General features: G+C 65.5%; 29 protein-coding genes, 2 tRNA genes and 1 pseudogene. 22 read left to right on the forward strand and 10 right to left on the reverse strand.

Annotation, left to right across the window (positions count from 1 at the left end; all coding sequences use genetic code 11):
- The coding region (locus ABT352_RS15690; RefSeq protein WP_350945521.1) for a WD40 repeat domain-containing protein at positions 1-798 on the forward strand (798 nt) is incomplete at its 5' end.
- Between the two features lie 227 nt (positions 799-1025).
- Here the strand turns inward: ABT352_RS15690 and ABT352_RS15695 are convergent.
- The 7 genes from ABT352_RS15695 to galU all read right to left on the reverse strand — a co-directional run bounded on the left by ABT352_RS15695 (position 1026) and on the right by galU (position 6004).
- A tRNA-Ala gene (locus ABT352_RS15695) sits at positions 1026-1102 on the reverse strand.
- A gap of 57 nt (positions 1103-1159) precedes the next feature.
- Positions 1160-1951: a divisome protein SepX/GlpR gene (gene sepX / locus ABT352_RS15700; RefSeq protein WP_350945522.1), complete on the reverse strand. Its 792-nt coding sequence runs from the start codon at positions 1949-1951 to the stop codon at positions 1160-1162.
- 124 nt (positions 1952-2075) lie between these two features.
- On the reverse strand, positions 2076-2729 hold the full coding sequence (locus ABT352_RS15705; protein WP_350945798.1) for a GNAT family N-acetyltransferase: 654 nt from the start codon (positions 2727-2729) through the stop codon (positions 2076-2078).
- Between the two features lie 47 nt (positions 2730-2776).
- Positions 2777-3250, reverse strand: a complete 474-nt coding sequence (locus ABT352_RS15710; RefSeq protein ID WP_350945523.1) for a MogA/MoaB family molybdenum cofactor biosynthesis protein — start codon at positions 3248-3250, stop codon at positions 2777-2779.
- Between the two features lie 34 nt (positions 3251-3284).
- The gene (moaC, locus tag ABT352_RS15715) at positions 3285-3755 is read right to left on the reverse strand and encodes a cyclic pyranopterin monophosphate synthase MoaC (protein ID WP_350945524.1); all 471 of its coding nucleotides are present in this window, start codon (positions 3753-3755) and stop codon (positions 3285-3287) included.
- A 156-nt stretch (positions 3756-3911) separates the two neighbouring features.
- The gene (gene glp / locus ABT352_RS15720; protein WP_350945525.1) at positions 3912-5099 is read right to left on the reverse strand and encodes a molybdotransferase-like divisome protein Glp; all 1188 of its coding nucleotides are present in this window, start codon (positions 5097-5099) and stop codon (positions 3912-3914) included.
- A 5-nt stretch (positions 5100-5104) separates the two neighbouring features.
- Positions 5105-6004 carry a UTP--glucose-1-phosphate uridylyltransferase GalU gene (gene galU / locus ABT352_RS15725; protein ID WP_350945526.1) on the reverse strand — a complete coding sequence of 300 codons (900 nt, stop codon included), beginning with the start codon at positions 6002-6004 and terminating at the stop codon, positions 5105-5107.
- A gap of 25 nt (positions 6005-6029) precedes the next feature.
- Here galU and ABT352_RS15730 point away from each other — a divergent pair, with 25 nt between their 5' ends.
- From ABT352_RS15730 to ABT352_RS15750, 5 genes are all read left to right on the forward strand, one after another.
- Positions 6030-6683 carry a 5-formyltetrahydrofolate cyclo-ligase gene (locus ABT352_RS15730; protein ID WP_350945527.1) on the forward strand — a complete coding sequence of 218 codons (654 nt, stop codon included), beginning with the start codon at positions 6030-6032 and terminating at the stop codon, positions 6681-6683.
- Positions 6684-6869: 186 nt separating this feature from the next.
- Complete coding sequence (locus tag ABT352_RS15735) at positions 6870-8375, forward strand: potassium/proton antiporter (RefSeq protein WP_350945528.1); 1506 nt, start codon at positions 6870-6872, stop codon at positions 8373-8375.
- A 172-nt stretch (positions 8376-8547) separates the two neighbouring features.
- A complete protein-coding gene (locus ABT352_RS15740) occupies positions 8548-8919 on the forward strand; it encodes an FmdB family zinc ribbon protein (protein WP_350945529.1) in 372 nt (123 codons plus the stop codon).
- Positions 8920-9098: 179 nt separating this feature from the next.
- On the forward strand, positions 9099-9911 hold the full coding sequence (locus tag ABT352_RS15745) for an S-methyl-5'-thioadenosine phosphorylase (protein WP_350945530.1): 813 nt from the start codon (positions 9099-9101) through the stop codon (positions 9909-9911).
- A 171-nt stretch (positions 9912-10082) separates the two neighbouring features.
- The gene (locus ABT352_RS15750; RefSeq protein ID WP_350945531.1) at positions 10083-10688 is read left to right on the forward strand and encodes a CpaB family protein; all 606 of its coding nucleotides are present in this window, start codon (positions 10083-10085) and stop codon (positions 10686-10688) included.
- A gap of 205 nt (positions 10689-10893) precedes the next feature.
- Here ABT352_RS15750 and ABT352_RS15755 read toward each other — a convergent pair whose 3' ends face one another.
- On the reverse strand, positions 10894-11226 hold the full coding sequence (locus tag ABT352_RS15755) for a hypothetical protein (protein WP_350945532.1): 333 nt from the start codon (positions 11224-11226) through the stop codon (positions 10894-10896).
- A complete protein-coding gene (locus ABT352_RS15760; protein WP_350945533.1) occupies positions 11211-11450 on the reverse strand; it encodes a hypothetical protein in 240 nt (79 codons plus the stop codon). Before ABT352_RS15760 ends, ABT352_RS15755 begins: the two co-directional genes overlap by 16 nt.
- Before the next feature lie 478 nt (positions 11451-11928).
- Between ABT352_RS15760 and ABT352_RS15765 the strand changes: the two genes are divergently transcribed.
- The 5 genes from ABT352_RS15765 to ABT352_RS15785 all read left to right on the forward strand — a co-directional run bounded on the left by ABT352_RS15765 (position 11929) and on the right by ABT352_RS15785 (position 14155).
- On the forward strand, positions 11929-12117 hold the full coding sequence (locus tag ABT352_RS15765) for a hypothetical protein (protein WP_350945534.1): 189 nt from the start codon (positions 11929-11931) through the stop codon (positions 12115-12117).
- Between the two features lie 320 nt (positions 12118-12437).
- Complete coding sequence (locus ABT352_RS15770) at positions 12438-12701, forward strand: GntR family transcriptional regulator (protein WP_350945535.1); 264 nt, start codon at positions 12438-12440, stop codon at positions 12699-12701.
- A gap of 140 nt (positions 12702-12841) precedes the next feature.
- Complete coding sequence (locus tag ABT352_RS15775; RefSeq protein ID WP_350945799.1) at positions 12842-13690, forward strand: helix-turn-helix domain-containing protein; 849 nt, start codon at positions 12842-12844, stop codon at positions 13688-13690.
- Positions 13691-13709: 19 nt separating this feature from the next.
- Positions 13710-13907, forward strand: coding sequence for a DUF397 domain-containing protein (locus ABT352_RS15780; RefSeq protein WP_350945536.1), 198 nt, complete (start codon positions 13710-13712; stop codon positions 13905-13907).
- 47 nt (positions 13908-13954) lie between these two features.
- Entirely contained in the window at positions 13955-14155 is a 201-nt protein-coding gene (locus ABT352_RS15785) for a DUF397 domain-containing protein (RefSeq protein ID WP_350945537.1), read from the forward strand.
- Positions 14156-14190: 35 nt separating this feature from the next.
- Here the strand turns inward: ABT352_RS15785 and ABT352_RS15790 are convergent, their stop codons facing one another.
- Entirely contained in the window at positions 14191-15147 is a 957-nt protein-coding gene (locus ABT352_RS15790; protein WP_350945538.1) for a D-alanyl-D-alanine carboxypeptidase family protein, read from the reverse strand.
- 877 nt (positions 15148-16024) lie between these two features.
- Between ABT352_RS15790 and ABT352_RS15795 the strand changes: the two genes are divergently transcribed.
- The 11 genes and pseudogenes from ABT352_RS15795 to ABT352_RS15850 all read left to right on the forward strand — a co-directional run bounded on the left by ABT352_RS15795 (position 16025) and on the right by ABT352_RS15850 (position 26910).
- Positions 16025-16297, forward strand: a complete 273-nt coding sequence (locus tag ABT352_RS15795; protein WP_350945539.1) for a hypothetical protein — start codon at positions 16025-16027, stop codon at positions 16295-16297.
- A gap of 254 nt (positions 16298-16551) precedes the next feature.
- Positions 16552-16627 (forward strand) — tRNA-Arg (locus ABT352_RS15800).
- 440 nt (positions 16628-17067) lie between these two features.
- Complete coding sequence (locus tag ABT352_RS15805; protein WP_350945540.1) at positions 17068-17868, forward strand: transposase; 801 nt, start codon at positions 17068-17070, stop codon at positions 17866-17868.
- 523 nt (positions 17869-18391) lie between these two features.
- Positions 18392-19096: a hypothetical protein gene (locus ABT352_RS15810; protein ID WP_350945541.1), complete on the forward strand. Its 705-nt coding sequence runs from the start codon at positions 18392-18394 to the stop codon at positions 19094-19096.
- Positions 19048-19613 (forward strand): annotated as a pseudogene (locus ABT352_RS40775) (Shedu immune nuclease family protein). Before ABT352_RS15810 ends, ABT352_RS40775 begins: the two are co-directional and overlap by 49 nt.
- A gap of 470 nt (positions 19614-20083) precedes the next feature.
- Positions 20084-20584 (forward strand): HAD family hydrolase, encoded by a 501-nt coding sequence (locus ABT352_RS15825; RefSeq protein WP_350945543.1) that lies wholly within the window; start codon positions 20084-20086, stop codon positions 20582-20584.
- Complete coding sequence (locus ABT352_RS15830; RefSeq protein ID WP_350945544.1) at positions 20488-21402, forward strand: ATP-binding protein; 915 nt, start codon at positions 20488-20490, stop codon at positions 21400-21402. The genes ABT352_RS15825 and ABT352_RS15830 overlap by 97 nt, the downstream gene beginning before the upstream one ends.
- Before the next feature lie 48 nt (positions 21403-21450).
- On the forward strand, positions 21451-21990 hold the full coding sequence (locus ABT352_RS15835) for a hypothetical protein (RefSeq protein WP_350945545.1): 540 nt from the start codon (positions 21451-21453) through the stop codon (positions 21988-21990).
- Positions 21987-22964 (forward strand): PD-(D/E)XK motif protein, encoded by a 978-nt coding sequence (locus tag ABT352_RS15840; protein WP_350945546.1) that lies wholly within the window; start codon positions 21987-21989, stop codon positions 22962-22964. Before ABT352_RS15835 ends, ABT352_RS15840 begins: the two co-directional genes overlap by 4 nt.
- Complete coding sequence (locus ABT352_RS15845; RefSeq protein ID WP_350945547.1) at positions 22961-25867, forward strand: Z1 domain-containing protein; 2907 nt, start codon at positions 22961-22963, stop codon at positions 25865-25867. Before ABT352_RS15840 ends, ABT352_RS15845 begins: the two co-directional genes overlap by 4 nt.
- A gap of 158 nt (positions 25868-26025) precedes the next feature.
- Positions 26026-26910 (forward strand): SAVMC3_10250 family protein, encoded by an 885-nt coding sequence (locus ABT352_RS15850; RefSeq protein WP_350945548.1) that lies wholly within the window; start codon positions 26026-26028, stop codon positions 26908-26910.
- Positions 26911-26988: the final 78 nt, after the last annotated feature.

Genomic DNA, 26988 nt, shown 5'->3' on the forward strand with positions numbered 1-26988 from the left:
GGACGACCGATCGCCGTCACCGGCGGCTACGACAACACCGTACGGATATGGGACCTGACCACACGCAAACCCATCGGCAAACCGATGACCGGCCACACCGAAGCCATCCAAGCGGTGGCGGTCGGGCAGATGAAAGGTCAGCCGGTCGCCGTCACCGGTGGCTACGACAACACCGTGCGAGTGTGGGACCTGACCACGTACAAACCCATCGGCGAGCCGATGACCGGCCACACCGAAGCCATCCACGCGGTGGCGATCAGCGAGGTCGACGGCCGACCGATCGCCGTCACCGGCGGCTACGACAACACCGTACGGATATGGGACCTGACCACACGCAAACCCATCGGCAAACCGATGACCGGCCACACCGACCTCATCCATGCGGTGGCGGTCGGGCAGGTGAAAGGTCAGCCGGTCGCCGTCACCGGCGGCCGAGACAACACCGTGCGCGTGTGGGACCTGACCACACGCGAACCCGTCGGCGAGCCGATGGCCGAGCACGCCAAGGATGACTACACTCACACGGTCTGGGCGGTGGCGGTCGGACACGTGAACGGCCGACCGGTCGCCGTCACCAGCGACGACGGGCGAGTCTGGGATCTGACCACGCGCGTACCCAGCGGCGCGTTGACGACCGGCCGCATAGAGGCCGTTCATGCGGTAGCGGTCGGGCAGGTCAACGGCCTACCGATCGCCCTCACCGGCGGCTATGACAAGATCGTGCGGGTGTGGGACCTGACCACGCATGAACTCCTCGGCGAACTGGCGAACCAGGAATCGACCCCATCGACCCAGTAGCCGCGGTCGGCCAGGTAAACGATCAACCAATCGCCGTCACCGGTGACGGCGATTGTGCGGAGGTGGGACTTGAGTTCCTACACCTGACGAGGCGGCCGCCACACAGCTGAGCCAAAAGCCTGACTCCGTTCACTGCCTGGGCGGCGCCTCCCCAACCCATAGTCACTCAGTTGGTCACCCAGCAACGCAGAAGGCCACTCCCGATCTCTCGGAAGTGGCCTCTGACCTGGTGGAGATGAGGGGATTCGAACCCCTGACCCCTTCGATGCGAACGAAGTGCGCTACCGGACTGCGCTACATCCCCAAGACGTGGACTAGATTAGCAAACTTCCAAGGGCACTCGCGCCATCCGGAGCGCGGGTCAGTCGCCGACCGCGCGGCGGGGTGTCTCCGCGTACTGGTCGAAGAGTTCGTCGCGGAGCGCGGCGAGGTCGATGATCTCGGCCACGGGGCGCTGGGCCTCCAGCAGGGCGGCGCGGCGGCGGGCGCGCTTGGCACGTTCCGCGTGGGCCTGAGCGATGGCTACGCGCCGCTCGGCGTCGATCTGGACCGTGACCCTGAGGATGGCCATGTAGATCCCCAGGAGCACCACTGAGGGCGCCACGCCCCACCAGGGGATGATCTGGACGGCGGCCGTCACCACGGAGGCGAGCAGGAGCAGCACGCACCAGAGCGTGAGGCGCCTGCGCTTGGCCACCTGCTTGCCCCTGCGGCGAAGCTCCGCACGGCGACGCTCGGAGAGAACGCCACCGGTGGCGGCCCTGCCGGTCGCGGGCTTACCTGCCGAGGGTCCGGCGGGCGTCGCCGCGACCCCGGAGGCCGCGGAGGTCCCGGAGGCCGCGGGCTCCGACGCGGCCTGGACGCCCGCAGGGGCTTCCCCGGCGCCGCGCACCTCCCCGGCACCGGACGACGCGGCGTCATCCCCCTCCAAGGACGAAGGAGGCGGAGAGGACGAGGCTGCGGAGGGGACGGGCAGGGGCTCGGCGAGGGTCTCGGCGGAGTCCTCGTCGATCACCCGCTCGTCGTAGGCGTACGGCTCGGCGTCCTTGTGGGTCTCGGGGAGGGTGTTGCGGTCGCGGTGCAGCCACATGGGCACGAGCACGCACAGCCACATGACGACAATGGCCAGATAGAGGACGACACCGCTGCTCACGACCACCTCCGGGCAGCGTGAGGACAGGGGTGGTCTCCCGGCGTCCTCAATCTGCTCATGTCACGCACCGTAAGACCGCGTGTCACTATTTGACGAGCATTCGATGCGGTGTGTCGCGAGATCTTCAAACCTCTTCGTGGGGAGTGCCCCCGTGGGCGGCTGCCTCACGGTCCCGTCGCCACCGTACGAGCAGCCCTCTTGGCGCGTCCTCGACCGTGAGCGCGTAGCAGATGTGGTCGCGCCAGGCGCCATCAATATGCAAGTGTCGACGTCTGACCCCTTCTTCCCTAAAACCTAGCTTTTCAACCACTCTGCGGCTTGCATGATTCTCTGGGCGGATATTGGCCTCGACACGATGCAACCCGGTGGTGAAGAAGCAGTGGTCGACGGCGAGCGCGACCGCGGTGGGGATGATCCCGCGACCGGCGAGCGCGCCGTCCACCCAGTAGCCGATCTGGGCCGATCTGGCCGAACCCCAGACAATGGCGCCCACCGTGAGCTGTCCTGCGAAGGCGCCCTCGTAGGTGACGACCCACGGCAGTGCGAGCCCCTGCCTGGCCTCCCTGCGCAGGGTTCCGGCCATGGAGACGTAGGGACCGAGACCGGTCTTGAAGAGGGGGGTTTCCGGGTTGCTCGGCTCCCAGGGGCGAAGCCAGTTCGCGTTGCGCAGCCGCGACTCCCGCCAGACGCGTACGTCCCGCAGTCGCAGCGGCCGAAGTCCTACCGGGCCTTCCGTCAGGGTCACCGGCCAGCCACGAAGTCGATCCACGCCCTCCATCATCCCCCCAAGAGTGCCCGTCGTGCCATGTGAGCCGGGCAGACGGGTCAGCGGGGGTGGTCTCCGCCCCTGATCTGGTCCACGGCGTGCCTGAGCACGGGAGACAGCACCCCCATACCGTCGCGTACCCCTCCCGAGGAGCCCGGCAGGTTGACGATCAACGTGCCGCCGGCCTGCCCGGCGAGCCCGCGGGACAGGATCGAGGTAGGCACCTTGTCCCGGTTGACGTGACGGATGGCCTCGGCGATGCCCGGGACCTCCCTCTCGATCACCCGCCGGGTCATCTCCGGGGTGAGGTCCGCGGGGGTCAGGCCGGTGCCGCCGGTGGTGACGATCACGTCGTACCCCTCGGCGACCCCCGAGCGCAGCGCCGCCTCGACCGGATCGCCGTCGGGGACCACCCTCGGGCCGTCCACGTCGCATCCGGCCGCCGTAAGCAGCTCGGCGAGCAGCTTCCCCGAGGTGTCCTCGTACGTCCCCGCGGCGGCCCGGTTGGAGGCGGTGATCACCAGAGCTCTCATGGGCTCATTCTCCCAGGATCTCGGGGGTCCGGTCTCAGGGGCGGGTCCAGATCCCCGTCTTGCCGCCGGTCTTCTCCTCGACGCGGACATCGGTGATCACGGCCGCCGGGTCGACCGCCTTCACCATGTCGATCAGGGTGAGCGCGGCGACGGAGACCGCGGTCAGCGCCTCCATCTCGACGCCGGTACGGTCGGCGGTCTTGACCCGCGCCACGATCTCCACGCCGTCGTCGGCCACGGTCAGCTCGACCTTCACCCCGTGCAGCGCGATGGGGTGACAGAGCGGGATCAGGTCGGGGGTTCGCTTGGCACCCATGATCCCGGCGATCCGCGCGGTGCCGAGCGCGTCGCCCTTGGGGACCTCGCCGGAGCGCAGCAGCGCCACGGCTTCGGCGGAGAGCAGCACCCTGCCGGTCGCGGTCGCCGTACGAACGGAGACGTCCTTGGCCGAGACGTCCACCATGCGCGCCGCGCCGGTCTCGTCGATGTGGGTGAATCCGGTCACTTCGCTCCGCTCCCCGCTCGTTCGTAGGCTCCGCTCCCGCTCGTTCGGGGAGAGGCAACCTTCACGGTCCTGCTCGTTCAAAGGCTCCAGTCCCGCTCGTTCGGGGAGAGGTGACCTTCACGGTCCTGCTTGTTCAAAGGCTCCGCTCCCGCTCGTTCACAGGGGGATGACCTCCACGTCCGCGCCCTCGGGGAGCTCGGTGACGTCCTCGGGCACCACGATCAGCGCGTTGGCCGCGGCGAGGGCGGCGAGCTGGTGGGAGCCCTGCCCGCGCACCGGGCCGACCGTAGCGTCGCGCCCGAGCACGCCGCGCAGGTAGGAGCGCCTGCCGGCGGGTGAGCGGATCGGGCTCGTGGTGACCGCCCGTACGGTCGGCGTGGGCTCGTCGGGCAGGCCGTTCATCTTGCGCAGCGCGGGCCGGACGAACAGCATGAACGACACGAACGACGAGACCGGGTTACCGGGCAGCGCGAAGATCGGTATCCGGTCCTCGCCGACCACGCCGAAGCCCTGGGGCATGCCCGGCTGCATCGCGACCCGCTCGAAACGGACCGTGCCGAGCGGGCCGAGCGCCTCCTTGACGGGCTCGTACGCCCCCATCGAGACGCCGCCGCTGGTGATCACGAGGTCGGCCCGCAGGAGTTGCGCGTCGAGCTGGTCGAGGAAGCCGGCGGCGTCGTCGCCGACGATCCCCGCCCGGTAGCCCTCGCCGCCCGCCTCGCGGACGGCGGCGACGAGGGTGAAGCTGTTGGACTCCCAGATCTGGCCGTCTCCCAGGGGCAGGCCGGGCTCGACCAGCTCGGCCCCCGTGGAGATCACGACCACCCTCGGGCGTGGTCGTACGAGAACCCTGCGGCGGCCGACACCGGCGAGCACCCCGAGCTGGGCGGGCCCGATCGGAGTGCCCTCGGGCAGGACGACGTCACCGGCCCGCACGTCCTCCCCGGACCTGCGGACGGCGTTCCCCTTCTCGGCGGGGCGGCTGATCGTGACCTGCGCGGTGCCGCCGTCGGTCCACTCGACCGGGACCACCGCGTCGGCCCCGGCGGGCATCGGGGCCCCGGTCATGATCCGCATGACCATGCCGGGGCCGATCGCCTGTACTCGGCCGTCTCCGGCCGCGATGTCGTCGATCACCGGGAGCGTCACCGGGGCGTCCGCGACGTCCTCGGCCCGCACGGCGTAGCCGTCCATCGCGGAGTTGTCGAAGGGGGGCAACGGGATCGGGGCCGTGACCTCTTCGGCCAGCGTGGTGCCCTGTGCCCGTTCCAGCTCCAACTCCAGCGGGGCGAGCACCCGCACGGTGCCCAGGATGTCGGAAAGGTGGTCGTCGACTGATTTCATGGAGCTCATCGCGAGGCCAGGAACTCCTTGAGCCAGGGCATGAACTCCGGCGCCAGGTCAGGGCGTTCGGCGGCGAACTGCACCACCGTACGCAGGTAGTCGATCTTGTTACCGGTGTCGTAGCGGCGGCCCCTGAACAGCACGCCGTGCACCGGGCCGCCCTGGTCGGTGCCGCGCCCGGCGAGGGTCCGCAGGGCGTCGGTGAGCTGGATCTCGTTGCCGCGTCCCGGCGGGGTGTTCTCCAGGACTTCGAAGACGGCCGGGTCGATCACGTACCGGCCGATGACGGCCCAGTTGGACGGTGCCTCGTCCACCGGGGGCTTCTCCACCAGGTCGGTCACCCTGACCACGTCGTCCTCGCCGGTGGCTTCGATGGCCGCGCAGCCGTACAGGGAGACCTGCTCCTGGGGGACCTCCATGAGAGCGATCACGCTGCCGCCGTACGTGCCGCGCACCTCGATCATGCGCTTGAGGAGTTCGTCTCGGGGGTCGATGAGGTCGTCGCCGAGCAGGCAGGCGAAGGGGTGGTCGCCCACGTGCTGCTTGGCGCACAGGACCGCGTGGCCGAGGCCGCGTGGCTTGCCCTGCCGTACGTAGTGGAGGATGGCCAGGTCGGCGGGCTCTCTCACCTGGGAGAGTCGCTCGTCGTCTCCCTTGGCCTCCAGGATCTCCTCGAGCTCGTGGGCCCGGTCGAAGTGATCCTCGATGGAACGCTTGTTCTTCCCGGTGACCATGAGGACGTCGAGCAGCCCGGCGGAGACGGCTTCCTCAACGACATACTGGATCGCGGGCTTGTCGACGATGGGCAACATCTCCTTGGGCGTCGCCTTGGTCGCCGGGAGAAAACGGGTGCCCATACCCGCTGCGGGAACGACGGCTTTCGTCACAGCTTCGAAGTCGGCCATAACCAAAACCATAGTGGAGGGACCTGTGGACAAGCAGACGCTGCGTACCACAATCGAGGGGGCACGCGCCTCGATGTCCGACGAGCAGCGGCATGCGGCCTCCGTCCAGATCAGGGAGTCCCTGCTGGACCGTCCCTGGGTCCAGATGGCCGGACTGGTCGCGTGCTACTGGTCGATCGGGACAGAGCCCGCGACGCACGGGCTCGTCTTCGCCCTGTGGAAACACGGCGCGACCGTGATCCTGCCCGTGCTCCGCGACGACGACGATCTCGACTGGGCGGTGTACGACGGCCCGGACACCCTCGCCCCCGGCCGTTTCGGGATCATGGAACCGGTCGACACCAGGCGCGGGGTCGACGCCATAAGGACCGCGGCCCTGGTGATCGTGCCCGCGCTCGCGGTGGACGTCTCCACCGGCGTACGGCTGGGCAGGGGCGGAGGCTCCTACGACCGCGCGCTGGCCAGGGTCGGCCCGAACGTGCCGACGGTGGCGCTGCTCCACGAGGGCGAGCTGCTCGGCGGTGCTCGCGACAGTGGTTCCAACGACGCTCTCGACAGTGGTTTCGACAGCACTCTCGGCGGCGCTTTCGAGGGGGTGCCCGCCGAGCCCCACGACGTCCCGGTCCGCTACGCCGTGACCCCCTCGGGAATCTTCAGGACCGCCGCCGCCGGAGTGTGACCTATCGCTCAGCCGCCCGGACTCCCTCAGAAGCCCGAGCGAAGTGCCCCGACGGGATCGACCTGCGAAACCCCCGCCGGGTACGGGATAGAAGGCGCCGGAACGTGCCGGGAGGCGTCCGCCACCTGGTCGTGACGGCCTTTGCGAATACGACACAATGGTCCCCGGAGTGAGAGAGGGGGCCAGATGGGACTGGACGTCTGGCTGCTTCTCGGCGCCGGGATCGTCATCGCGGCCATCGTCGCGGTGCGGGTCGCCCACCGGAGCGGACTGCCCAGCCTCCTCATCTTCCTCGGCTTCGGGCTGATCGTCGGCGAGGCCGGGTTCGGGTTGCAGTTCGAGGACCCGCGGCTCGCGCAGCAGATAGGCATGATCGCGCTCGCGATCATCCTGGCCGAAGGTGGTCTGACCACCACCTGGAGCCACGTCAAGGACGCCATCCCCACCTCCCTGGTGCTCGCCACCGTCGGCGTGGGGGTGAGCATCGCGGCCGTCGCGGTCCCGGTGCACCTCATCCTCGGCATGGACTGGCGGACCGCGTTCCTGCTCGGCGCGATCCTCGCCTCCACCGACGCCGCCGCCGTCTTCTCCGTACTGCGCCGCCTGCCCCTGCCGCCGCGCCTCGCGGGCATCCTGGAGGCCGAGTCCGGCTTCAACGACGCCCCCACCGTGATCGCCGTCATGCTGCTGAGCACCGCCGCCTCTCCCAGCCTGGGGGTGGCGCTGTTCGACGTGTTCTTCGAGCTGGCGGTGGGTGCCGCCGTCGGCCTCGCGGTCGCCCCGCTCGGCGCGTACGCGCTGCGCCGCATCGCGCTGCCCGTCTCGGGCCTGTACCCCATCGCGGTGCTCGCGCTCGCGTTCGTCGCCTACGGGGGGGCCGTGCTGCTGCACGGCAGCGGCTTCCTCGCGATCTACCTCGCGGCGCTGGTCATGGGCAACTCGCAGATGCCGCACCGCGCGGCCTCGCGGGGCTTCGCCGAGGGCGTGGCCTGGCTCGCCCAGATCGGCCTGTTCGTGATGCTCGGGATGCTGGCCAGCCCTTCCGAGATGCCGTCCTCGCTCGTACCCGGCCTGGTGGCCGGGCTGATCCTGGTCGCGGTGGCCCGCCCCGCGTCGATCATCGTCTCCGCGCTGCTGACCCGGCTGCTAGGCATCGACCGGCTGGGCTGGCGTGAGCAGGCGTTCCTGTCGTGGGCGGGACTGCGCGGTGCGGTGCCCATCGTGCTCGCGACCATCCCGTGGGCGGCCGACTCCGTTCCCGACGGCACCGCCAAGTTCGTGTTCAACGAGGTCTTCGTGATCGTCATCGTCTACACCCTGCTGCAGGGGCCGACGCTGCCGTTCGTGGCGAAACTCCTCAAGCTGACCAGGCCGGAGGAGGCCCGCGACCTGGAGGTCGAGTCGGCGCCGCTGGAGGAGCTCAACGCCGACCTGCTCCAGGTCAAGGTGCCGCCGACGTCCAAGCTGCAGGGCGTGGAGATCTTCGAGCTGCGGCTGCCCAGGGACGCCCAGGTGACGTTGATCGTGCGGGAAGGCCGTTCGTTCGTCCCCTCCGACTCCACGAGGATCAGGGTCGACGATCAGCTTCTCGTCGTCGCCACGGCCGCCTGCCGGGACGTGGTCGAGCGCCGGATGCGCGCGATCAGCCGCAGGGGCAAGCTCGCCGGATGGTACGGCGAGAAGGGGACGTGACGCCCTCGCAGGCCCTCTGAGCAGGGGATTCGCCCTCGCCACGGCCTCATCCGATCGGAATGTGGCTACGGAATGCGAGGACCCCGGCTCGCGTTTAAGCTTGTCAGCTGCATACCATTAGCAGTCGCGCCACTAGAGTGCCAATCGGCGCGGATCACACGAGGAGGAGAGCGTGCCCACCTACCAGTACGCCTGCACCGCTTGTAACAACCAGTTCGAAATCGTCCAGAAGTTCTCCGACGATGCTCTCACCGAGTGCCCGAGCTGCGCGGGCGACCTGCGCAAGGTGTTCTCCGCGGTCGGCATCGTCTTCAAGGGCTCGGGCTTCTACCGGACCGACAGCCGGTCGTCGTCGTCGAGCACCGTGGCCTCCGCGAACGGCTCGTCGAGCGCCTCGGGCTCCTCCGACTCCGGCTCCTCGAAGTCCTCCGACTCGTCGAGCTCGTCCTCGTCTTCTTCGTCGTCCTCGTCGTCGAGCTCCTCGACCTCGTCGGACTCCAAGCCCGCGAAGGCCGCGAGCAGCACGGCCGCCGCGGCCTCCTGAGCCGCGCGCCCGGAGCCGTTCCCCAGCCCTCTTGCCCCTGTCCCCAGCTCCTTCACCCCCTCCCCGCCCTCAACCCCCTCAGCCTCGTCAACCCCCGATGATTACCCGGCGAACTCGGTTATCCACAGGCCGTCATCGGGGGTCCTCAGCGGTCGGTTCGTGGCGCTAGCCTCAGCTTCATGGTCACTCGCGCGGACATCGGGGTCATCGGCGGCTCTGGTTTCTACTCCCTGCTCGACGACGCCACAGAAGTCGAGATCACCACGCCGTACGGCCCGCCCAGCGACGTCGTCACCGTCGGCCGCATCGGAGGGCGTTCGGTCGCCTTCGTGCCCCGCCACGGTCGCGACCACCGCTTCCCACCCCACCGCATCCCCTACCGGGCGAATCTGTGGGCGCTGCGTTCCCTCGGCGTCCGCCAGGTCCTCGCCCCCAGCGCGGTCGGCTCCCTGCGCGCCGAGATCGGTCCCGGCGCCCTGGTCGTTCCCGACCAGCTCGTCGACCGCACCATCGGCCGCCCGCAGACCTACTACGACGCGGGCGGCGTCGTCCACGTCTCCTTCGCCGACCCCTACTGTCCCCTGGGCCGTGCGGCGGCCATCTCCACCGCGCGTTCCGCCGAGGGCTGGGAGACCGTCGACGGCGGCACCCTGGTCGTCATCGAGGGCCCGCGCTTCTCGACCCGCGCCGAGTCCCGCTGGTTCAGCGGCAACGGCTGGTCGATCGTCGGCATGACCGGCTTCCCCGAGGCGATCCTCGCCCGCGAGCTCGCCCTCTGCTACACCACGCTCTCCCTCGTCACCGACCACGACGCCGGGGTCGAGGCGGGCGAGGGGGTCACCCACGAGGAGGTCCTCTCCTTCTTCGCCACCAACGTCGGCCGCATGCGTTCTCTCATCGGCGACGTCGTGGCCGCACTCCCGGAAAAACGCACCTGCCCGTGTCCCGACGTCCTGGACGGCCTCAAGCTCCCCTTCGAGCTTCCGGGCTGACCGTTTTCTGTAGCGGCCGGGCTGTGCCGTGGCGGCCTGGCCGTAGTCGCGCCGGGCCGCAGCGGCCTGGCCTTGCTCCACCGCCACTCCGTCACTCCGTCACTTCGCGGAGTGATCCCACCACCCATCGCGGGCACCGCGCCGCCCGACTCCCCATCCCTGGAGTCAGCCATGCGCGCTCTGCGCCGCTTCCTCGGCCGTCGTCACCGTCTCATCGCGACCCTCGTCGCCGCTTCGGCGATGGGCTGTGCCATCCTCGCGCTGCGCCAGGACACCGCCTCGGTGACCGTCCTGGTCGCCGCGAGGGATCTGTCCGGAGGCGTGCTGGGGGTGGCCGACCTGATACCGGCTCCGCTGAGACCCGGTACGGCCCCCGACGGCGTCCTGAGGCCCGGCACGCCGTTCGCGGGCAAGGTCCTGACAGGTCCCGCGAGGCGAGGGGAGCCGCTGACGGACGTCCGCCTGCTCGGCCCCGGCCTGCTCGCCGCCCACGGCCGGGGAACGGTCGCCACTCCCGTACGGGTCACCGATCCCGAGACCGCGCGCCTGCTCTCGCCGGGTGACGTGGTGAACGTGCTCGCCGCGACCTCGGCGTGGGAGGGCACCGCCCCGGCGAGCGTCGTGGCCGAGGACGTCACGGTCCTCGCCACCCCGGGTGGGGAGTCGGAGCGGGGTGCGCTCGTCGTGCTGGCCACCACAACGGCCCAGGCCACCGAGCTCGCCTCTGCCCAGGCCGGCGGGCGGCTCTCCATCACGATCGGCCCCCGCGCGGGATGAGCTTCTCCCGACGGCCCTCCATCATGACCGCCCCCGGCACGGAGATCTCTCCTGACGACACTGCTCCATCATGATCGGCTCCCGGACGAGGTGAGGTCTCCCGACGACGCTGCTTCGTCACGATCGACTCTCGCGCGGGGGCCTCACGGCGGCCGACGAGGGTACGGCGGCCGGGGCCTTTCCCGGCCCTGGCCGCCGTACCCGCTCAGGGGCGGTCGGTCGTCTCGGTGATCGCCCAGCGCTGGACGATCGCGGTCATCTCGGCCTCGCGCATCTGGGACTTCAGGCCCTCGACGGTCCGGTCGCAGAGCAGCACCGGTTCCGGGGTGGGCCAGGTGGCGATGGCGTGGAAGAGTCGGCTGCCGGTGCCGTACAGCACGGCCCAGCCCGGCCAGGTGACCTGCAGCAGCGCCGCCTCCGCGCGCGCCTGGTGGTCCCAGGTGTAGCGGGGGACGGCGACGGCGACCACGCCGTCACGGTGACGCCCGCGAGCGGAGACCCGCCTGCTCGGAAGGCGGCGGATCACGAGATCCCCCATCCCGCGGCCTGCTCCTGGGCCTTCCTCGCGATGCCCTCCTGCCGTTCGGTCTCGGCCTGGAGGGCGTCGAGGGTGTCGGCGTCGACGGTCCGTTCGGCTCCGGCGTGGAACGCGATCGACGAGAAGGGCTCCTCGCGACTGGCCCACAGCCGTCCGGCGTCACTGAGGATCAGCCGCCAGCCGGGGATGGCCGGTTCGGGGGCACTGGACCTACCATCGTTCATTGATTGGACCTCCATCCGATCAAGGGCCCGTCCGGACGTTGGTAGCGGTGGACGGGCCCGCTTTGTGGAACGGGCGAGAACACGGAGGGGTGAGCCGTACGGGCCGGGCGGCCGGTACGGAGACGGGGTGAGCGCCGCCGCGCGGCACGGGGTGGGGGTGGCCGTTCGCCCGAGGTGGTGCTCAGGGTCGAAGGGCGAGGGTGGCCGGGGCGGGCAGGGCTCGTTCGGGTCGAGCACGCGAGGCCGCCCGGTGCCTGGCCGGAGTCGGTGGGTTGGACAGGTCTCGTGAAGCCGCCCTGTGCCGGGCCGAGGTGAACGGTTTGGCCGGGTCGGCCAGGTCCGCCGGGCGTGCCGGTTCGGTGCGGCCCCAGACGGAAGCCCCGGACGACGAAGGCAGTGCACCCGGCGCGGTGACGACGCCGGTACGGCCCGGATACGTCCCCGCCCCTGTCGGGAAAGGCGCCGAACGGTCGCCGACGTGACGTCCCCCGCGGCCCGGACCTCGGCCTGCTCCTGCTCTGCGGACCGCTGGGTGGGCACCGAGAGGATCACCTCGGCGGGGCATACGGCGGCGAGCGGCTCGAAGCAGGGCATGGAGCGGTTCCCCGTACGACGGGCCTCCAGACGGACGTCCATCAAGGCGCCCGAGGGCTGCGCGTACTCGTGATCGGCGGGCCAGCCGGGGCAACCGTGCGCGTAGGGAGCGTGCCCGCAGGCGGCACACCCCATCGGCAACGGCGGTACATCGGCGAAACAGCCGCAGCCGCTCACCACACTCCGGTCGAGGACCGGAGCACTAGGGTTGTTCACGGGTCAGGACTCACTTCCTGATCAAGGACCCGTCCGGTCGTTGCAGCGCCGGACGGGTTCGTTTTACCGGACACAGATTGGATGTGCACCAGGCTCTACCCTGGTGCACCACAGTTGAGCAGGGTAGAGCTTGAGCGGGTTAAGTAGGGCAAAGTGCAGCCCTCTACGGTACGGATCATGGAGTGGGACGAAGATCGCACAATCTGGGAGCAGCTCTACAGCACCCTTCGGACGCGCATAGAAAATGGTGAATATCGGGAAAGATCCGTCATCCCCAGCCTTACTCAGCTGGAGCAGGAGTTCGGTGTCGCCAGGACGACGATCCAGAAGGTCCTGCGCATCATGAAAGATGAATCTCTGATTCGCACCATTCCGGGCAAAGGAACTTACGTACGCCCCCAGGGTGAATGGCGACATAACGCGCATAGCCCAGAAGAGTGACGATACGGGGAGCATCAACGACCCTCCAGCCATCGCGCGATTACTATGTCGCAGGCATCATCTCCCCAGACGACAATGAGACGCTAGGATTTCCGAAAGAATTTTAGAAACTTCTATTTTTCGCGGAAGACTGGATCATGATGGCTGGCTCGGGTCCGACGGTACGGCAACGCCGACTGGCGACAGAGTTACGCAGACTTCGTGAGCTCCAAGGACTTACCGGGGAACAGGCCGCGCGACGAGTCGGGTGGCAGCCATCCAAGATCAGCCGTATCGAGCACTGCACATCCCGCGTGAAAGCCGCCGACCTGATCGCTCTCTTGGACGCCTACGAGGTGTCAGGGAAGGTACGCCAGAGCCTGATCACCCTGCAGGCATCAGCCCGTGAGCAGGGATGGTGGGACGTCTACGACGACCTGCCGTCCGACTACGCGGGCTACATCGGCCTGGAGTCCGACGCCGCCGCGATCAGGTGCTACAGCATGCAGCTCGTCCACGGGCTACTCCAGACCGAGGAGTACGCACGAGCTGTCATCACGGCGACGATGATGTCTGGGGAACCCGCCGAGGAGATCGATTGGCGCGTCGAAGTCCGGATGACCCGCCAGGCCGCATTGGGCAAGCCCAAGCCCCTGCGCATCCATTCGATCATCGACGAGGCCGCGCTCCGCCGCGTAATGGGCGACTCCAAAGTGATGAGTGCGCAATGTGCCCACCTACTTGCCCAGACCCGGCAACCTCATGTGACAATTCAGGTCCTACCGCACGATGCCGGGGCACATCCCGCCGTTGTCGGCCCCTTCGCGATCCTTGGCTTTCCCGGCACCCATCCAGACGTCGTTTACATCGAGACGCTGGCGAGTAGCATCTACATCGAAGCGGACATTGAAGTGCACCAGTACAACCTGGTTTTCGACCATCTATCCACGATGGCACTTAATCCCGATGATTCCCGCACCTTTCTCCATATCATCGCGACCGCACCCTGAACGTACGGAGGATGCTGATATGCCGGACCTGGCAGCTACCCCCGCGTGGCGCAAATCCACCCTCAGCGACGGCGGTAACGGCTGCGTCGAGGTAGCCACCAACCTGCCGGGCCTCGTCGCCGTACGCGACAGCAAGGATCCCTCCGGCCCGACGCTCACCTTCTCCCCCGCAGCCTGGAACGACTTCCTAATCGGCATCCGCAACGAAACGATCTGACCTATCCCAAAAGTCCACGGCATCCATCACCGCGACGAGGAGCAACCATGATCTCCCCTGACCTGTCCGGCGCCGAGTTCCGTACGTCCACCCTCAGCGGACCCAACAATGACTGCGTCGAGGTGGCCACCAACCTGCCCGGCCTCGTCGCCGTACGCGACAGCAAAGACCCCTCCGGCCCGACGCTCACCTTCTCCCCCACAGCCTGGAACGACTTCCTGACCAGCATCCGCAACGGAACGGTCTGACTGTCAGGGACAGCATCCACGAAACCGTGAGGCCCTTACAGCAGGGAGCCGATCTCGGGGTCGTACTCCCAGTGCCAGGGCTCGAAGGGGCTGACATAGGCCCACTTGGGGTGGATCCAGCCGTACTTCTTGCCGTTCGCCTCCAGCCAGTTGAACTCGGCTGAGCGGAAACGTTCGACGCCCCCGCAGAGGTCGACGGCGAGTCCCAGGCCGTGGTTGCTGCGACCGGGGACCGCCGCCAGGCCAGGGCGGCGGTAGTAGACCGACTGCTGCTCGGCCAGGCTCCGGTAGCTGTCGGTCACGCACATCGGCTTGCCGAACTGCCGCTTGTACGCCTCGTTGAGGCTGATGAACGCGAGTGCGGCATCCCCTCGCAGCTGGTTGCCGCTCTGCTGGAGCGGGCAGAGATATGCCTGCGGAATCAGCCCGTTGGGAAACTCGCTCATCGAGGTCGCCCTGGTCGGGTCGCACCCGGCGGCCGGACGCCCCTTCTTGTCGATCTTGACGCCCAGTTTCACCAGGGCCTTGGTGAGAGACTGCACGATCTTCTGTGAGCGCACCCTGAGCGTTCCGATCTCGGCGCCCATCTGCGCCTCCGCGAGGAGGTTGCCCGCCCTGAGTTCCTGCGCCTCACCCGCCAGGCGCTCCCGTTCCAGCTGCAGACGACTGCTGTCCTCAAGGATGCGGTCGCGCTCGGCGACGATCTGGGTGAGGCCGGCCATCGCGCGCAGGGTGTCGGCGTTGGACTCGCCGGATAAGAAGCCGGCCAGATCCCCACCGGAGGGCTGCTGGTAGAGGATCCCGACGAGGTCCGACAGCGGCTGCCGTACCTGGGCGAAGGCCCGCTCGGCCACCTGCAGCTCCCGCAGCTTGGCGGAGAGCTCCTTCTCCGAGTTGCGGATCTGGGTCCGCCGCTGCTCCAGGGCCTTGGTCGCGGCCTCCAGGTCCTTCGCGGCCTTCTCCGCCTCACGACGCAGCTCTGTGAGATTCACCGGATCCGCGGTGACGACGGTCTGAGCCTCCGCCGGCGCTCGCTGCGCGACAGCGGATCCCGGCAGGAGGGACGTCAGCGTCGCGACGACGGCGATCAGACCCGCTGATCGACGAGGTGGCACGTTCGACCCCTCCGTTTGCGAACTCGTGACCTGGGTCAGGCACGCACGCTACTACAGCTGACCAAGTGAACGGGCCAGCTCTCCACAGCCGTTATGCGCCGAACACCCCTTTTTGGGACCGGACAAGTCAGGCTTCTTGCCGCGCGTGCTTCTTGCAGACCCCCCAGAGCCACGTCCCCTTCCACTCCGCCGAACACTCGTCGCGGCGCTCAGGCCGCGCGAGTGGCGGCGTACGACGCACCCGAGACTCAGGTGCCACAGGGGGTGGAGATGCCACCTTCCGTGGGCCTCTAGGGGCTTGCGGGCGAGGTGTGATGGGAACGACCGCCTCCGCCTCGCTCGCACCATCGGTCCCGCTCGGGTTGCTTTGCCAGCCAGCCTCGTCCGGATCTGTGTCGCGCACCCTTGATTTCGCCGCGACGGGCATCCATCCTCCGTACACCCGCTCCGGCCGCAACGGCGGAGGCATCAGCCTCGGCCCGAACACCCGGCTCCGTACGGCCCCGACCACGACCGGCACCACGGCCACCACTTCATCCGGTGCTCGCGCCTCTCGCGGCTTCTCCGCTTCTCGGGGCGTCCCGGCCTCTTGAGGTGCCTCCACTGCTGTCGGCGTTCCCGCCTCCGCCGGTGTGTCCGTTTCTGCCGGTGACCCCGCGGTTCCTTGCGGCTCATCCTGTGGCTCGTCGTCCGGCGATTCCACAGGCTCTCCGGCCCTCAGCCGAGACGCCGTGCCTCTCCAGGCTCCCCCGCCTTGCCGGAATCCCCGACGCACCCTGTCCCCCACCCAGAGGGCCTCACCGTCGTCAAGCCTCTCGGTTTCCTCGCCCTCTTCAGCCTCCTCGGCTCTCCGGGCCTCCCCGGCTCCCGCCGTCTCCCCGAGTCGTTCGGCTTCTCTCGCCCGTTCGGCCTCCCGGAGTTCACCGGTCCTCCCGGCCTCTTCGACCTCCTCAGGCCCCTCAGGCTCCGCACCGACGTCAGCCCGCTGGACAGCGGCCTCGTACCCGGTGAGCTCGGCCACCAGTAACCCCCCGGCCAGAAGCGCGGGCGCCAGCATCGCACCACACAGCACCACCGGTCGCAGGGCTCGATGCCCGCGAATGCGCTTCCGTCGCCTGTCGATCACAGATCGTGACGCTAACCTCACCCAACGCCGCACACCCGCTCACTTGCCGCCCTTATTACTCCAGGCCAGCGAACCGATAACCCGTCGCCCGCCCCCAACTCCCCCTTCGGGCGCGCAACCACTCGCTACTTTCGCTACTCTTACTAGGAGCCCCTGCCTCCGTAGCTCAGGGGATAGAGCACCGCTCTCCTAAAGCGGGTGTCGCATGTTCGAATCATGCCGGGGGCACCATCTTGACCAGCCGTTTGTCCCCTGACCTGGGGTTCAGCGCGCCCTCTCTTAGTGATCACATGCAGCCGGGTGCTGCCACAGGCAGCCGCATGTCAGTGGTCGCGGGATATACGCGGGATGGCTCTGGACACCTTTACCCAGGTCGAGGCGTGAACTTCTGTGTGGCAGAGCCGCACCCACCGCCGTCCACAGTCTCGGCGTTCCCGCCGCACGAAAAGCTGGACACCATGACCTCGTATCAGGATCAGCTACGCGCTCGTTTCCGCACCGCCCCTCTTCAGCCGCCGCCCGTGCCGTGGCAGTCGTTGACCCCAATAGCGGTGGGCGGCCTGTCCTGTGTCGGGTTCGGTATGGTCTGAGCTTCCCCCAGTAGTCCGGACACCCACCAGGCCCAAGCGGTCACGGTGCTGGCCCGCGCCCAGCAAGACGCCATCTGGCGAGTGCATCGCACCGGCAACGAGCTGCGCTCGGTACTACGCGAGTACTACCCCGCCTTCCTGGAGCTGTTCGCCACCCAAGAAGGCGGAGTCAGCTGCCGCGAGGCCCGCGCGATCCTGGCCATCGCCCCGACCCCCACCGCAGCCGCCCGGCTGAGCCGACCGCAGATCCGCGCCGCCCTCAAGCGCAGCGGCCGGATCTACCACCTGCAGCCCTGGACCGAGAAGATCCACACCGGGCTGCGCGCCGAGCACCTGCGCCAACCCGGCCCCGTCGAAGAGGCCTACGGCCACCAGGCGCTGGCACTACTGGCGGTGCTGGACGCCGCCTGCACCTCGGCCGCAGCCCTGGAAGAAGCCGCCATCGCCGCGTTCCGTTCCCACCCCGACCACGCGATCATCACCAGCTTCCCCGGCCTGGGCGATCTGACCGGCGCCCGACTGCTCGGCGAGGTCGGCGACGACCGCAACCGCTTCGCCGACGCCCGAGCCCTCAAGGCCTACGCGGGCGCGGCCCCGGTCACCCGCTCCAGCGGACGCAGCCGCGCCGTGATGCACCGCCGGGTCAAAAACCAGCGCCTGGCCGCGGTCGGGTATGTGTGGGCATTCGCCGCCCTGACCGCCTCATCTGGAGCGCGAGGCCACTACGACCGGCGCAAAGACCAGGGCGAGCGCCACGCCGCCGCACTGCGCAACCTCTACAACCGCTTCCTCGGGTGCCTGTTTCACTGCCTGACCACCCGCCAGACCTACCGGGAACAGGTGGCGTTCCCCACATCGGCCCAGCAGCCCGCCGCAGCGTGAGCCGGCCGGGCTGAGCACCGTTGCCGCTGAGGGCTTCGCAGCCCCCAGACCCCCGCGCACCGGAGCAACCGCCGGCGCGCCCACTGTCATGCCCACACCCCGCCGCTCGCGCCGACGGTCACTCCGGACCGGGTTGACACGCCCCGCCCATCGGATGTCTCGGGCCTGACGGCCCTGCGGTACGGGTCCCCTTGCCACCGGGTAACGTGGTTGCTGCCCGTTCTATCGAGGTGTGTTTAGCGAATCTCCACCCAATTGGCATCAGCCCCCCTGCTATGCAGCCATGGCTCTCAACGATGAATTGCTATGACACTGCCCCCCGTCCTCAAGCAACTGTCCAGCATGAGGATAATAGCCAGTCAATCGTTCGACCTTTAGCTAGGCGGTCATCAGTGCCCGCTTGATGGCTAGGGTACAAGCTCATCACACAACGAGCAGTCATCTCCGGCTTGCAAATTAATTTCCTGGCCAGCGAAGCGGATGAGTCGATTTTCTTCTACATAGTAACCTTCAGGGAGAGGTAGTGAGGATTGATTTTTCGGCGTTGTATGGAAGTAAAGAGCTCGTTGTCGAAAGAGACGACTTCTCTCAACTTGAGATTCGCCAAAGCGATAAGGACTCACTCCATTACTTCTATGACAAGAAAAACCGACGTCTAGTCACAGACTTCGTCCTCCAGGAAGGGGCGAGAGTGGCAACTATATGCACTGTCACTCTTATTTATAAGGACGGAACTTACACGCCGCGCCTTAGGTTCTGGAAGAAGGATAAAGCCAAGCCCGGCAATCAGCCTTACCTTGATATTGAAATTCCAGACACTTCGGACACGCGAATGGTCAAATCTGTCGTCGACACAAGTGATGCACATCGGCAATTTTGGATCCTAATCAAATTCCTTCAAGAGTGCAGAGAGCTCAGCCTCCCCGCAGGCCAGTTCAAGATCGTCGGCAACGACAGTGCAGAGATCGCCAAGATGCTCCAGGGAAGTGACAAAGCCCAAGTTGTCGAAGCGCTGAAATCCGTACTGGGCAATTCGCTGACTCAAGCTGATCTTGACGTCATCGCGAATCGCAAAGGTCAACTTGAAGTCTTCTGCAGGTATCTCACTGATAGTGATTACTTCGATGAGCGCCGAAAGCAACTACGGAAAGAAGAGAAAGACTGGGGGCCAGAAGCTGTTTGGCAAAATTTTTTGAAGACAACCCTTGGATATTCGGTTATGGATTAAATCTAATCGCTTGCGAGTCTTATGATGATCAGAAACTTCAGCAATTAACGACCGGGGCAAGTAAGTTCGGCGGCGCAGGGAAGCGAACCGATGGCCTCCTTCGAACGCGCGGCATAGTCAGTAGTTTACTGTTTTGTGAGATCAAGCGGCATGATACTCCGCTACTTGTGGCAAATCAGTATCGAAAGCCAGACGTTTACGCTCCGTCCTACGAGGTTGTGGGGGCAGTGTCACAAGTTCAAAAAAAACTGCCGAAAAGGCAGTTCGCGGAATAAGGGAATTCCTTCATCGGCAATACGACCCAGATGGCACGCCTACTGGCCTCGAAGTTTCAACTGTAAAACCGAGGCAGGTGGTTGTCGTTGGACACACTGGTGAATTCGAATCCGAAAATAGGCTCAATCGCGAAAAGGTTTCTTCGTTCGAACTCTATCGTCGTTCCGTGAGCGACGTGGAAATAATAACGTTCGATGAACTCTATGAACGTGCGTGTTTCATTGTTCAAGATAAGGGGTGACAGCTCTGCTGTGGGGATAGCTTTCCCTGGGAATCGTATGCTTGCAGCATTTAGTTCGTGAATTACCGCTGTTCATGTGATGGTGCCGTGCAGCAACATCGCCTTATATGATCACACACCACCGGACTAGATCTGCCGAGTGACTAGGGCGAAGGCCCCTCTACGTCGTGGCCGGCTCCCACTTTGCAAACAGGAACTCACGCTCGTGACGACGACCCTGCGTAAGCTGTCATCGTGCAACGGCTTGCGCTTTTCGACTTGGACAACACCCTCGTCAACCTGGACGAGGCTTTCTAGATATGGGTTGGGGAGTTCGCTGAGGAGCATGGCTTGGGCCACGAGGCGCCTGGCTGGCTGATCGCTCTCGACCGAGCTGGCTACCCACACCGTGAGGTCTTCTTCAGCAAAGTCCGGGACCACTTCGCCTACCCGAGCTGGTCGACGAGCCGTGGAACCACTACCGTCAGCGCATGCCGTACCTCGTTCACCGTTGGCCCGAGGTAATGGACGGCCTGTCTCGACTCCGCGCATCCGGGTGGAAGGTGGCGATTGTCACCAACGGCACTGCGGACAACCAGCTCGGCAAGATCCAGCGAACGGGACTGGCCGAGGCCGTCGACGCCTACGCGCTCTCAGGGGTCGACGGCATGCGTAAGCCCGACATTGGTCTGTTCGAGGTCGCGGCCAAGCGCTGCGGTATGGCCCTCGAAGGCGGAGGATGGATGGTGGGCGACAACCTCGTTGCCGACATCGGTGGGGGGCGGGCGGTCGGCCTACGTACGATCTGGATCGACCAAGGCGCACGGGGAAATATCCAAACCGTCAGTTACTTCGAGTGCACACATCGCAGAGCGCAAGTGTTGGAGAATCAAGCATGTCTACGTGGCGCGATCAGGTTCCGACGAGCGGCTCGATCGAACTGCCGCCCGATCCACGCGCCCTCGAAGGGCTCGGCCGCAACCACTCTCTAGAAACCGCCGTCGCCGACCTTGTCGACAATTCCATCGATGCGGGCGCAAGCCGCGTGCTCATTCGTCTCGTGCGAGTAGAAGGGCGCCTTCGCGCTCTGTACGTGGTCGACAACGGTCACGGCATACCCGAATCGAAGATCGACGCGGCGATGACCGTTGGTGGCCAGCGCGCCTACAACTCCAAGGATCTAGGAAAGTTCGGCCTCGGGTTGAAGGCCGCTTCATTCAGCCAGGCCCGTAGTTTAGCCGTGGTCTCCAAAGCGTTCGGATCTCCCGCCGTCGGTCGACGCTGGCTTCTCAACGAGAATCGCAAAAGCTTTCACTGCGACATCATCCCTACTGACTTCGCGACGGACGAGTTCGAGCGGAAGTGGGGCATTGAGGAGATCGACACCGGAACGGTGATCCGCTGGGACGACGTCACAGGATTCCCAGCAACCGATGACTTTGCGCGAGTGGAGGAGTTCATCTCCCACACGGCCAGCGCACTGCGCAACCACCTCGGTCTCGTCTTCCACCGCATCCTTGATGCGGGTCGGATCTCGATCGAGATCGACGTAGAGGACATCGAAGGTGACGTGTCCGGTCCCAGGATCCCGGTGGGCGCGCTCAATCCTTTCGGCTACACCCGATCCGGTCGCGCCGGCTACCCGAAGGGTTTGTCGGCGCAGGTAGGCGACATCGATCTGAAGTTCAAGTGTCACATCTGGACGGGCCGATCCACGCTGCAGCAATTCAAGCTGCCCGACGGGGCAGAAGCCCGCCAGGGTCTCTACTTCTACCGCCGCGACCGTCTGCTCCAGGCGGGAGGGGGATGAAACGGCATCCGTTCCTCCTCTCGGCGGCTCCAGCTCGCCCGTGTCGAAGTGGAGATCGACGACGACATCGTGCGGCTGTTCACGATGAACCCGGAGAAGTCCAAGGTCAATGTCGGCCCCGAGTTCACTCGGCTGGCCGAGCACGCCAAGGCGGAGGACGGCACGACCTTCAGCGACTACTTAGAAGCCGCCGAGCAGGCGTTCCGAGAGTCACGCAAGCGCAGCACCGAGCGCCGCAAGATGGCGCCACTGGGTAAAGGCATCGCCCCCGAACTACGTAAGGCCATCGAACGAGAGATCCCGTTCGATGAGGATGCAGACCCCATCGACATCCGGTGGAAGCGATTCTCCAACGACAACTTCTTCGAGATCGACCGGGAGCAGCGCGCTCTATGGCTGAACGAGAAGTACCGCCCCAAGACTAAGGGCGAGCGCCGCAGCGTGAATGATGCTCCACTTCTCAAGGCACTGCTGTACGTCGTCGCTGAAGACTTGTTCCGCGGCGAGTACCTTGGCGCACGCGATAAGGACAACATCGAGCTATACCAGGAGATCCTTACCGCGGCTGCGAGGAGCGAGCAGATATGACGAGCCCCGATCGGCATCTGAGCGCGGACAACTTCGAGGAGTTCGTACGACGCGCGATTCCGCTTGAGCACCCGATTCCCGGCGAGCCCCAACTGATCTTGTTCATCGATCCCCGACGCCAGGAGATCGGCCTCCGTGTTCGGGCCACCAGCGGAGAGCCGCGGCTGGAAACCGGGCTGGAGCACGTACAGCTTCGCCCTGTCCAGCGAGGTGTTAAGCGATTCCTGGAAATCGTGATCACCGATCCACGACTCTTCTCCGATTCCTACCCCGTGCTGTGCGCGGTGGCTGACCGAGTTCAACTACAAGGCCTCAGTCTCGGCGCCGCACTCAGCGACACACTCAGGATCCTGGGACGGTTGCTCACGCGCACGGACACTCTCCCCGTAGAGATGGAACTCGGCCTCTTCGGTGAACTCATGCTGCTCCTCGGTCTGAGCCGCAAGCTGGACCCGGAGGAGGCCCTCCAAGCGTGGCGCGGACCGGAGCGGGAGGAGCACGACTTCGGCCTGCGCGGCCATGACATCGAAGTCAAAACAACGGGAGCCGAACGGCGCACCCATTGGGTCGGCTCGCTGACCCAGCTCCTCCCTACCGGAGATCGGCCGCTCTGGCTGATCTCCCACCAGCTGACGAGGGCTGATGCAACCGATGGTCGCACCCTGCCCGACCTGATCAACCTGGTACGGCTTAGCGTCGGCGACCTTCTTCCTAAGCTCGATCGGCACCTTCACAACGCCGGCTGGCGAGACCAGTTCACGGACACTTGTCGCAACCGCTGGCGTCGACGAGAACCCTCCGTGATCTTCGCCGTGGATGCCGACTTCCCCAGCCTGACACCTATGAAGTTGAACGGAGTACCGCTCGCCCGCATCCCGGACGTCCGCTATCGGGTCGACCTGACAGAACAGCCCATCGGCACCGCCGGACCCGACTTCCTGATCGAAGCACTGAACCACGGAGAGATCGCATGACTGAAGCGCTCCGCAAGGCATATCTGGGCGCACTCGCCCTCATGGACACCATGGGCCCCCGCGACCTGCACAGCGCAGCTACCTTTGCCTGCGAGGATCCCGCTGTGGTCTGCGACGACGCGAACCTGCGCGCATATCTGGCGAACGTCCATCCCAACGATGCGTTGAGCAAAGGCCTTCATCTTCGACTGGCCACGTGGGACAGCGCGGCAATCAACGGACTGTGGACCGACGACACGGCGACCAACACCGAGGAACGCCGCACAGCAGTCATAAGACGGCTGAAGGTAGACGACGAGACCGCCATCCTGTTCCGTGAGCGCTTCCCCGTCGCCGGCGTAGAAGAACCGATCACCATCGCCGACCAGTGGGATCCCTGGTACACCGAGGCCATCCGCCATGAACACGGCTTCTATTGGAACCACTACAGCAGATTCTTGAGCGAGAGACGCGGTTGGACGCCCGAAGCAGTCGCCACCTTGGATGTCGCGACAGACCGGGTCGTTGAACGGTTGTCGAACCCTATGCGTGAGGAGGCCTACCAGGCCAAGGGTCTCGTTGTCGGCTACGTGCAGAGCGGTAAGACCGCGAACTTCACCGGTGTTCTCGCCAAGGCGATCGACGTCGGCTACCGATTGATCATCGTCCTGACCGGAACTACCGACCTTTTGCGTGCACAGACACAGCGCCGCCTTGATCTGGAACTTGTAGGTCGCGAGAACATCCTTCGTGGCATCGACTCCACAGATCATGTGGCACTCGACTCTGCCGACTACCAGGACGACCCGGACTGGATCGACGACAAGTTCGTACGGCACGGCACCCGCCCATCCGACGCGGGATATCCAGACATCCACCGCCTGACCACTCACCGATTCGACTACAAAAGCCTTCGTCAGGGCATCGTCGCACTCGACTTCGAGAAGCGGGAACGCCAACGGCCGTTCTTCCACCCGGAGAACCTGTTCTTCAGCGACACCCGCCTTCTCATCGTCAAGAAGAACGCCTCCGTACTCGGAAAGCTGGCGAAGGACCTCAAGAAAATCACCGCTCGTCTCGGTGAGATCCCCGCACTGATCGTGGACGACGAGTCGGACCAGGCGTCGGTCAACACCAGCAACCCTAAAAAGTGGAAGGCGGACCAGGTCGAACGAACCGCCATCAACCGGCTGATTTCGGAGTTGCTGGTGATGCTGCCGCGAGCCCAGTATGTGGGCTACACAGCGACCCCGTTCGCGAACGTCTTCATCGACCCGAGCGACGCCGAAGACATCTTCCCCAAGGACTTCCTGATCTCGCTGACGCGGACACCCGGATACATGGGCGCGTCCGACTTCCACGACTTGGACTCGAAGATCGAACCTTCGAAGCGTACTTACGCAAACTCCAATAAGGAGGCGCACGTCCGCGAGCTCGATCCACACGAGAGCCTCGACACAGAGCTCCGCGAAGCAATGGACATGTATGTCCTGGCGGGCGCGATCAAGGTCTACCGGGAGCGTCAAGGACTCGCCCTGTTCAAACATCACACGATGCTGATCCACGAAGCGATGAAAACAGGCATCCATCGCGAACAGGCCGAGAAAATCCACAGTCTGTGGACGTCTGCAGGATACTTCTCCACAACGTCACACGGTCGGCTCCGCGCCCTCTACGAGAAGGACGTACTTCCCGTTACGCAGGCGATCGGCGACGGAATGCCTGCTCCCGAAACCTTCGAGGAGCTCCTCCCCCACCTGGGAGAGGCTGTCTCCCGCATCGGCCGCACCGGCAACCCTGTCATCGTGGTGAACAGTGACAAGGACATCGAGCAGGAAGACCTCGACTTCGATCGCAACGAGGTTTGGCGCATCTTGGTCGGCGGCAACAAGCTGGCGCGCGGATTCACCGTGGAAGGCCTGACCATCTCCTACTATCGTCGGCTGACCAAGCAGGCGGACACCCTGATGCAGATGGGCCGCTGGTTCGGCTACCGAAAGAACTTCAGGGACCTGGTCCGGCTCTACATCACTCCTGAACTGTATGAAGCGTTCGAGGCGATCGTCCTCGACGAGGAGCACTTCCGCTCCGAGCTACGTCGCTACGCCGAGATCGTGGACGGCCGACCCCAAGTCACCCCCAAGCAGATTCCCCCGCTCGTCGCACAGCATCTTCCATGGTTGAAGCCTGCTGCTGCGAACAAGATGTACAATGCCATCCTCACAGAGCGCCGATCCCCCGGCGTGGGGGTCGAGCCGACAGGTTATCCGGACGACAAGTCTTCGCTGCTCATCAAGGCCAACACGATAGCTTTCCTCCCGGTTCTCCAGGCCGCGCAGCAGAGAGTCGACCTGCTCACGACCGAGACCTCACGCTTCTCAGCACTGGTCGGCGCAGTGAGCCACGCCGCTCTTCTCGACGTCTTGGGAGCATTGTCCTGGGTGGACTCCGAGCACTTCGCACCCGACCTCAGGTGGCTCCGTAGCTTGAACAGCGATCAGATCCACGACTGGATCGCCATCCTGCCCCAACACACGCGAAGTGGCGAGGCCCAAGGGGTCGTGCTCGGCAACGGGCCCTTCAGCCTGCATCACCGCGAACGTCGCCGGCCTCCTTTCTTCGGTGCCATCAGCATCCCGCGGCACCGAATCCCGGCACAGAGGATCGCGGGAGTGAGCGAGTCGATCGGAGACCCTGTCGCCGATGCGCTCGCACGGCCTCATCGAGGAGCGTTGCTCGTCTATCCGCTCATTACAGGTGATCTCCCCTCGGACGATGAAGCGAGCCTCGGGAAGATCATCATGGCCTTTCACCTGATTGCACCTCAGTCTGCTCAAACCAGCGATCGGAAACTGGTCACCTTCACCACACGCGACAAAAAACAGCAGAATGCCGCCATCATCAACTCGGTTAATCTCAAATAATAATCGGCAGCAAATGAAACACCGCCCAAGCCGGACCTCTGTCTACTATTCGCGCGAGAAAGTCGTGACCAAACCCTGCTTCAAGGGATTTAAATAGAAGCCAAGGCTCTGACGAATCGAGGCAGGCATAATTCAAGCAGGTCCCAGCAAGGAGGGGTATGCGTTTTAATAATATGATCTATTTCTCCAGGCCGCGACTGGAAGCTTTCTTCCCGGAACGCCCTTCGAGGCGGCTGCCAACAGTGAACGTAGAGCTAGATCTTCAGGTGGCGACGGTTGGCTTGGGACCTGCGGCTCCCCGGAGCCCTAGCGACGCGGAACTTCGCAAGCTGCGGCAGGTGCGCCATCAGATTGAGCGCGAAGCGTCGCACTTCTATGCTCCTGGCCTATCTGCAGGAGAGTGGATTTACTTCGATCTTGAGATGGGCTGGGGGACCTCCTATGAAGACACGACTCTTCCTAACCTAGATGACGTCCTCATGTTCTACGGGTCGCTATCCTGCGACCGTAGTCGCGTTGGGGGGCCTGTGGATCTCATGTTGTGCGGATCGACCGAACACCTGCTCAAGAAAACCGCCACGGTCGGCAGGTTGGGCTCCGGAACTGACTGGTTGTACGAGCTCGTCGTTAAGATCAACGACTTGGATGCCCGCGGTGACACCCGGATTCCCGAGGAACTGGCGAAGGAAGCCCTGGCCCTTCCTCGTGTCAATCAGCCCGATCAGGTGGCACGGTGGGTGTTCGATGTCATCGCATGGCACCATTCGCCCCGGCACCGGGCGCGCGTCCAAGGGTTAGCGCGGGTAGACCTCAACATTCCAGGTTGCGAAGGGGTTTCCCGGTTGATCTTGGCCACTCCGATGTATGTGCAGTACGCGTCAAGGAGGTCGTTGCGGTGGATCACCAAGCTCCGGCTTCATCGCGACCTGCGCCGCCGCTACGGACGTCCGATCTGGAAATGGAAGCCAGATCTTCCGCCAGAAGATCGCCGCAGGTTCTATGACCCGGAAGGCATTTCAAGCCCAAGTTATGACGAAGAGTGAGTCTCGTGGCAGCTCCTGATCGACAACAGTATGTCGATACAATTCGGCGCCCCAGGTCAAGGTAGTTTCACCGGGGCG

The sequence above is a fragment of the Streptosporangium sp. NPDC000563 genome (assembly GCF_040299985.1).
In the GTDB taxonomy this organism is placed as follows: Bacteria; Actinomycetota; Actinomycetes; order Streptosporangiales; family Streptosporangiaceae; genus Streptosporangium.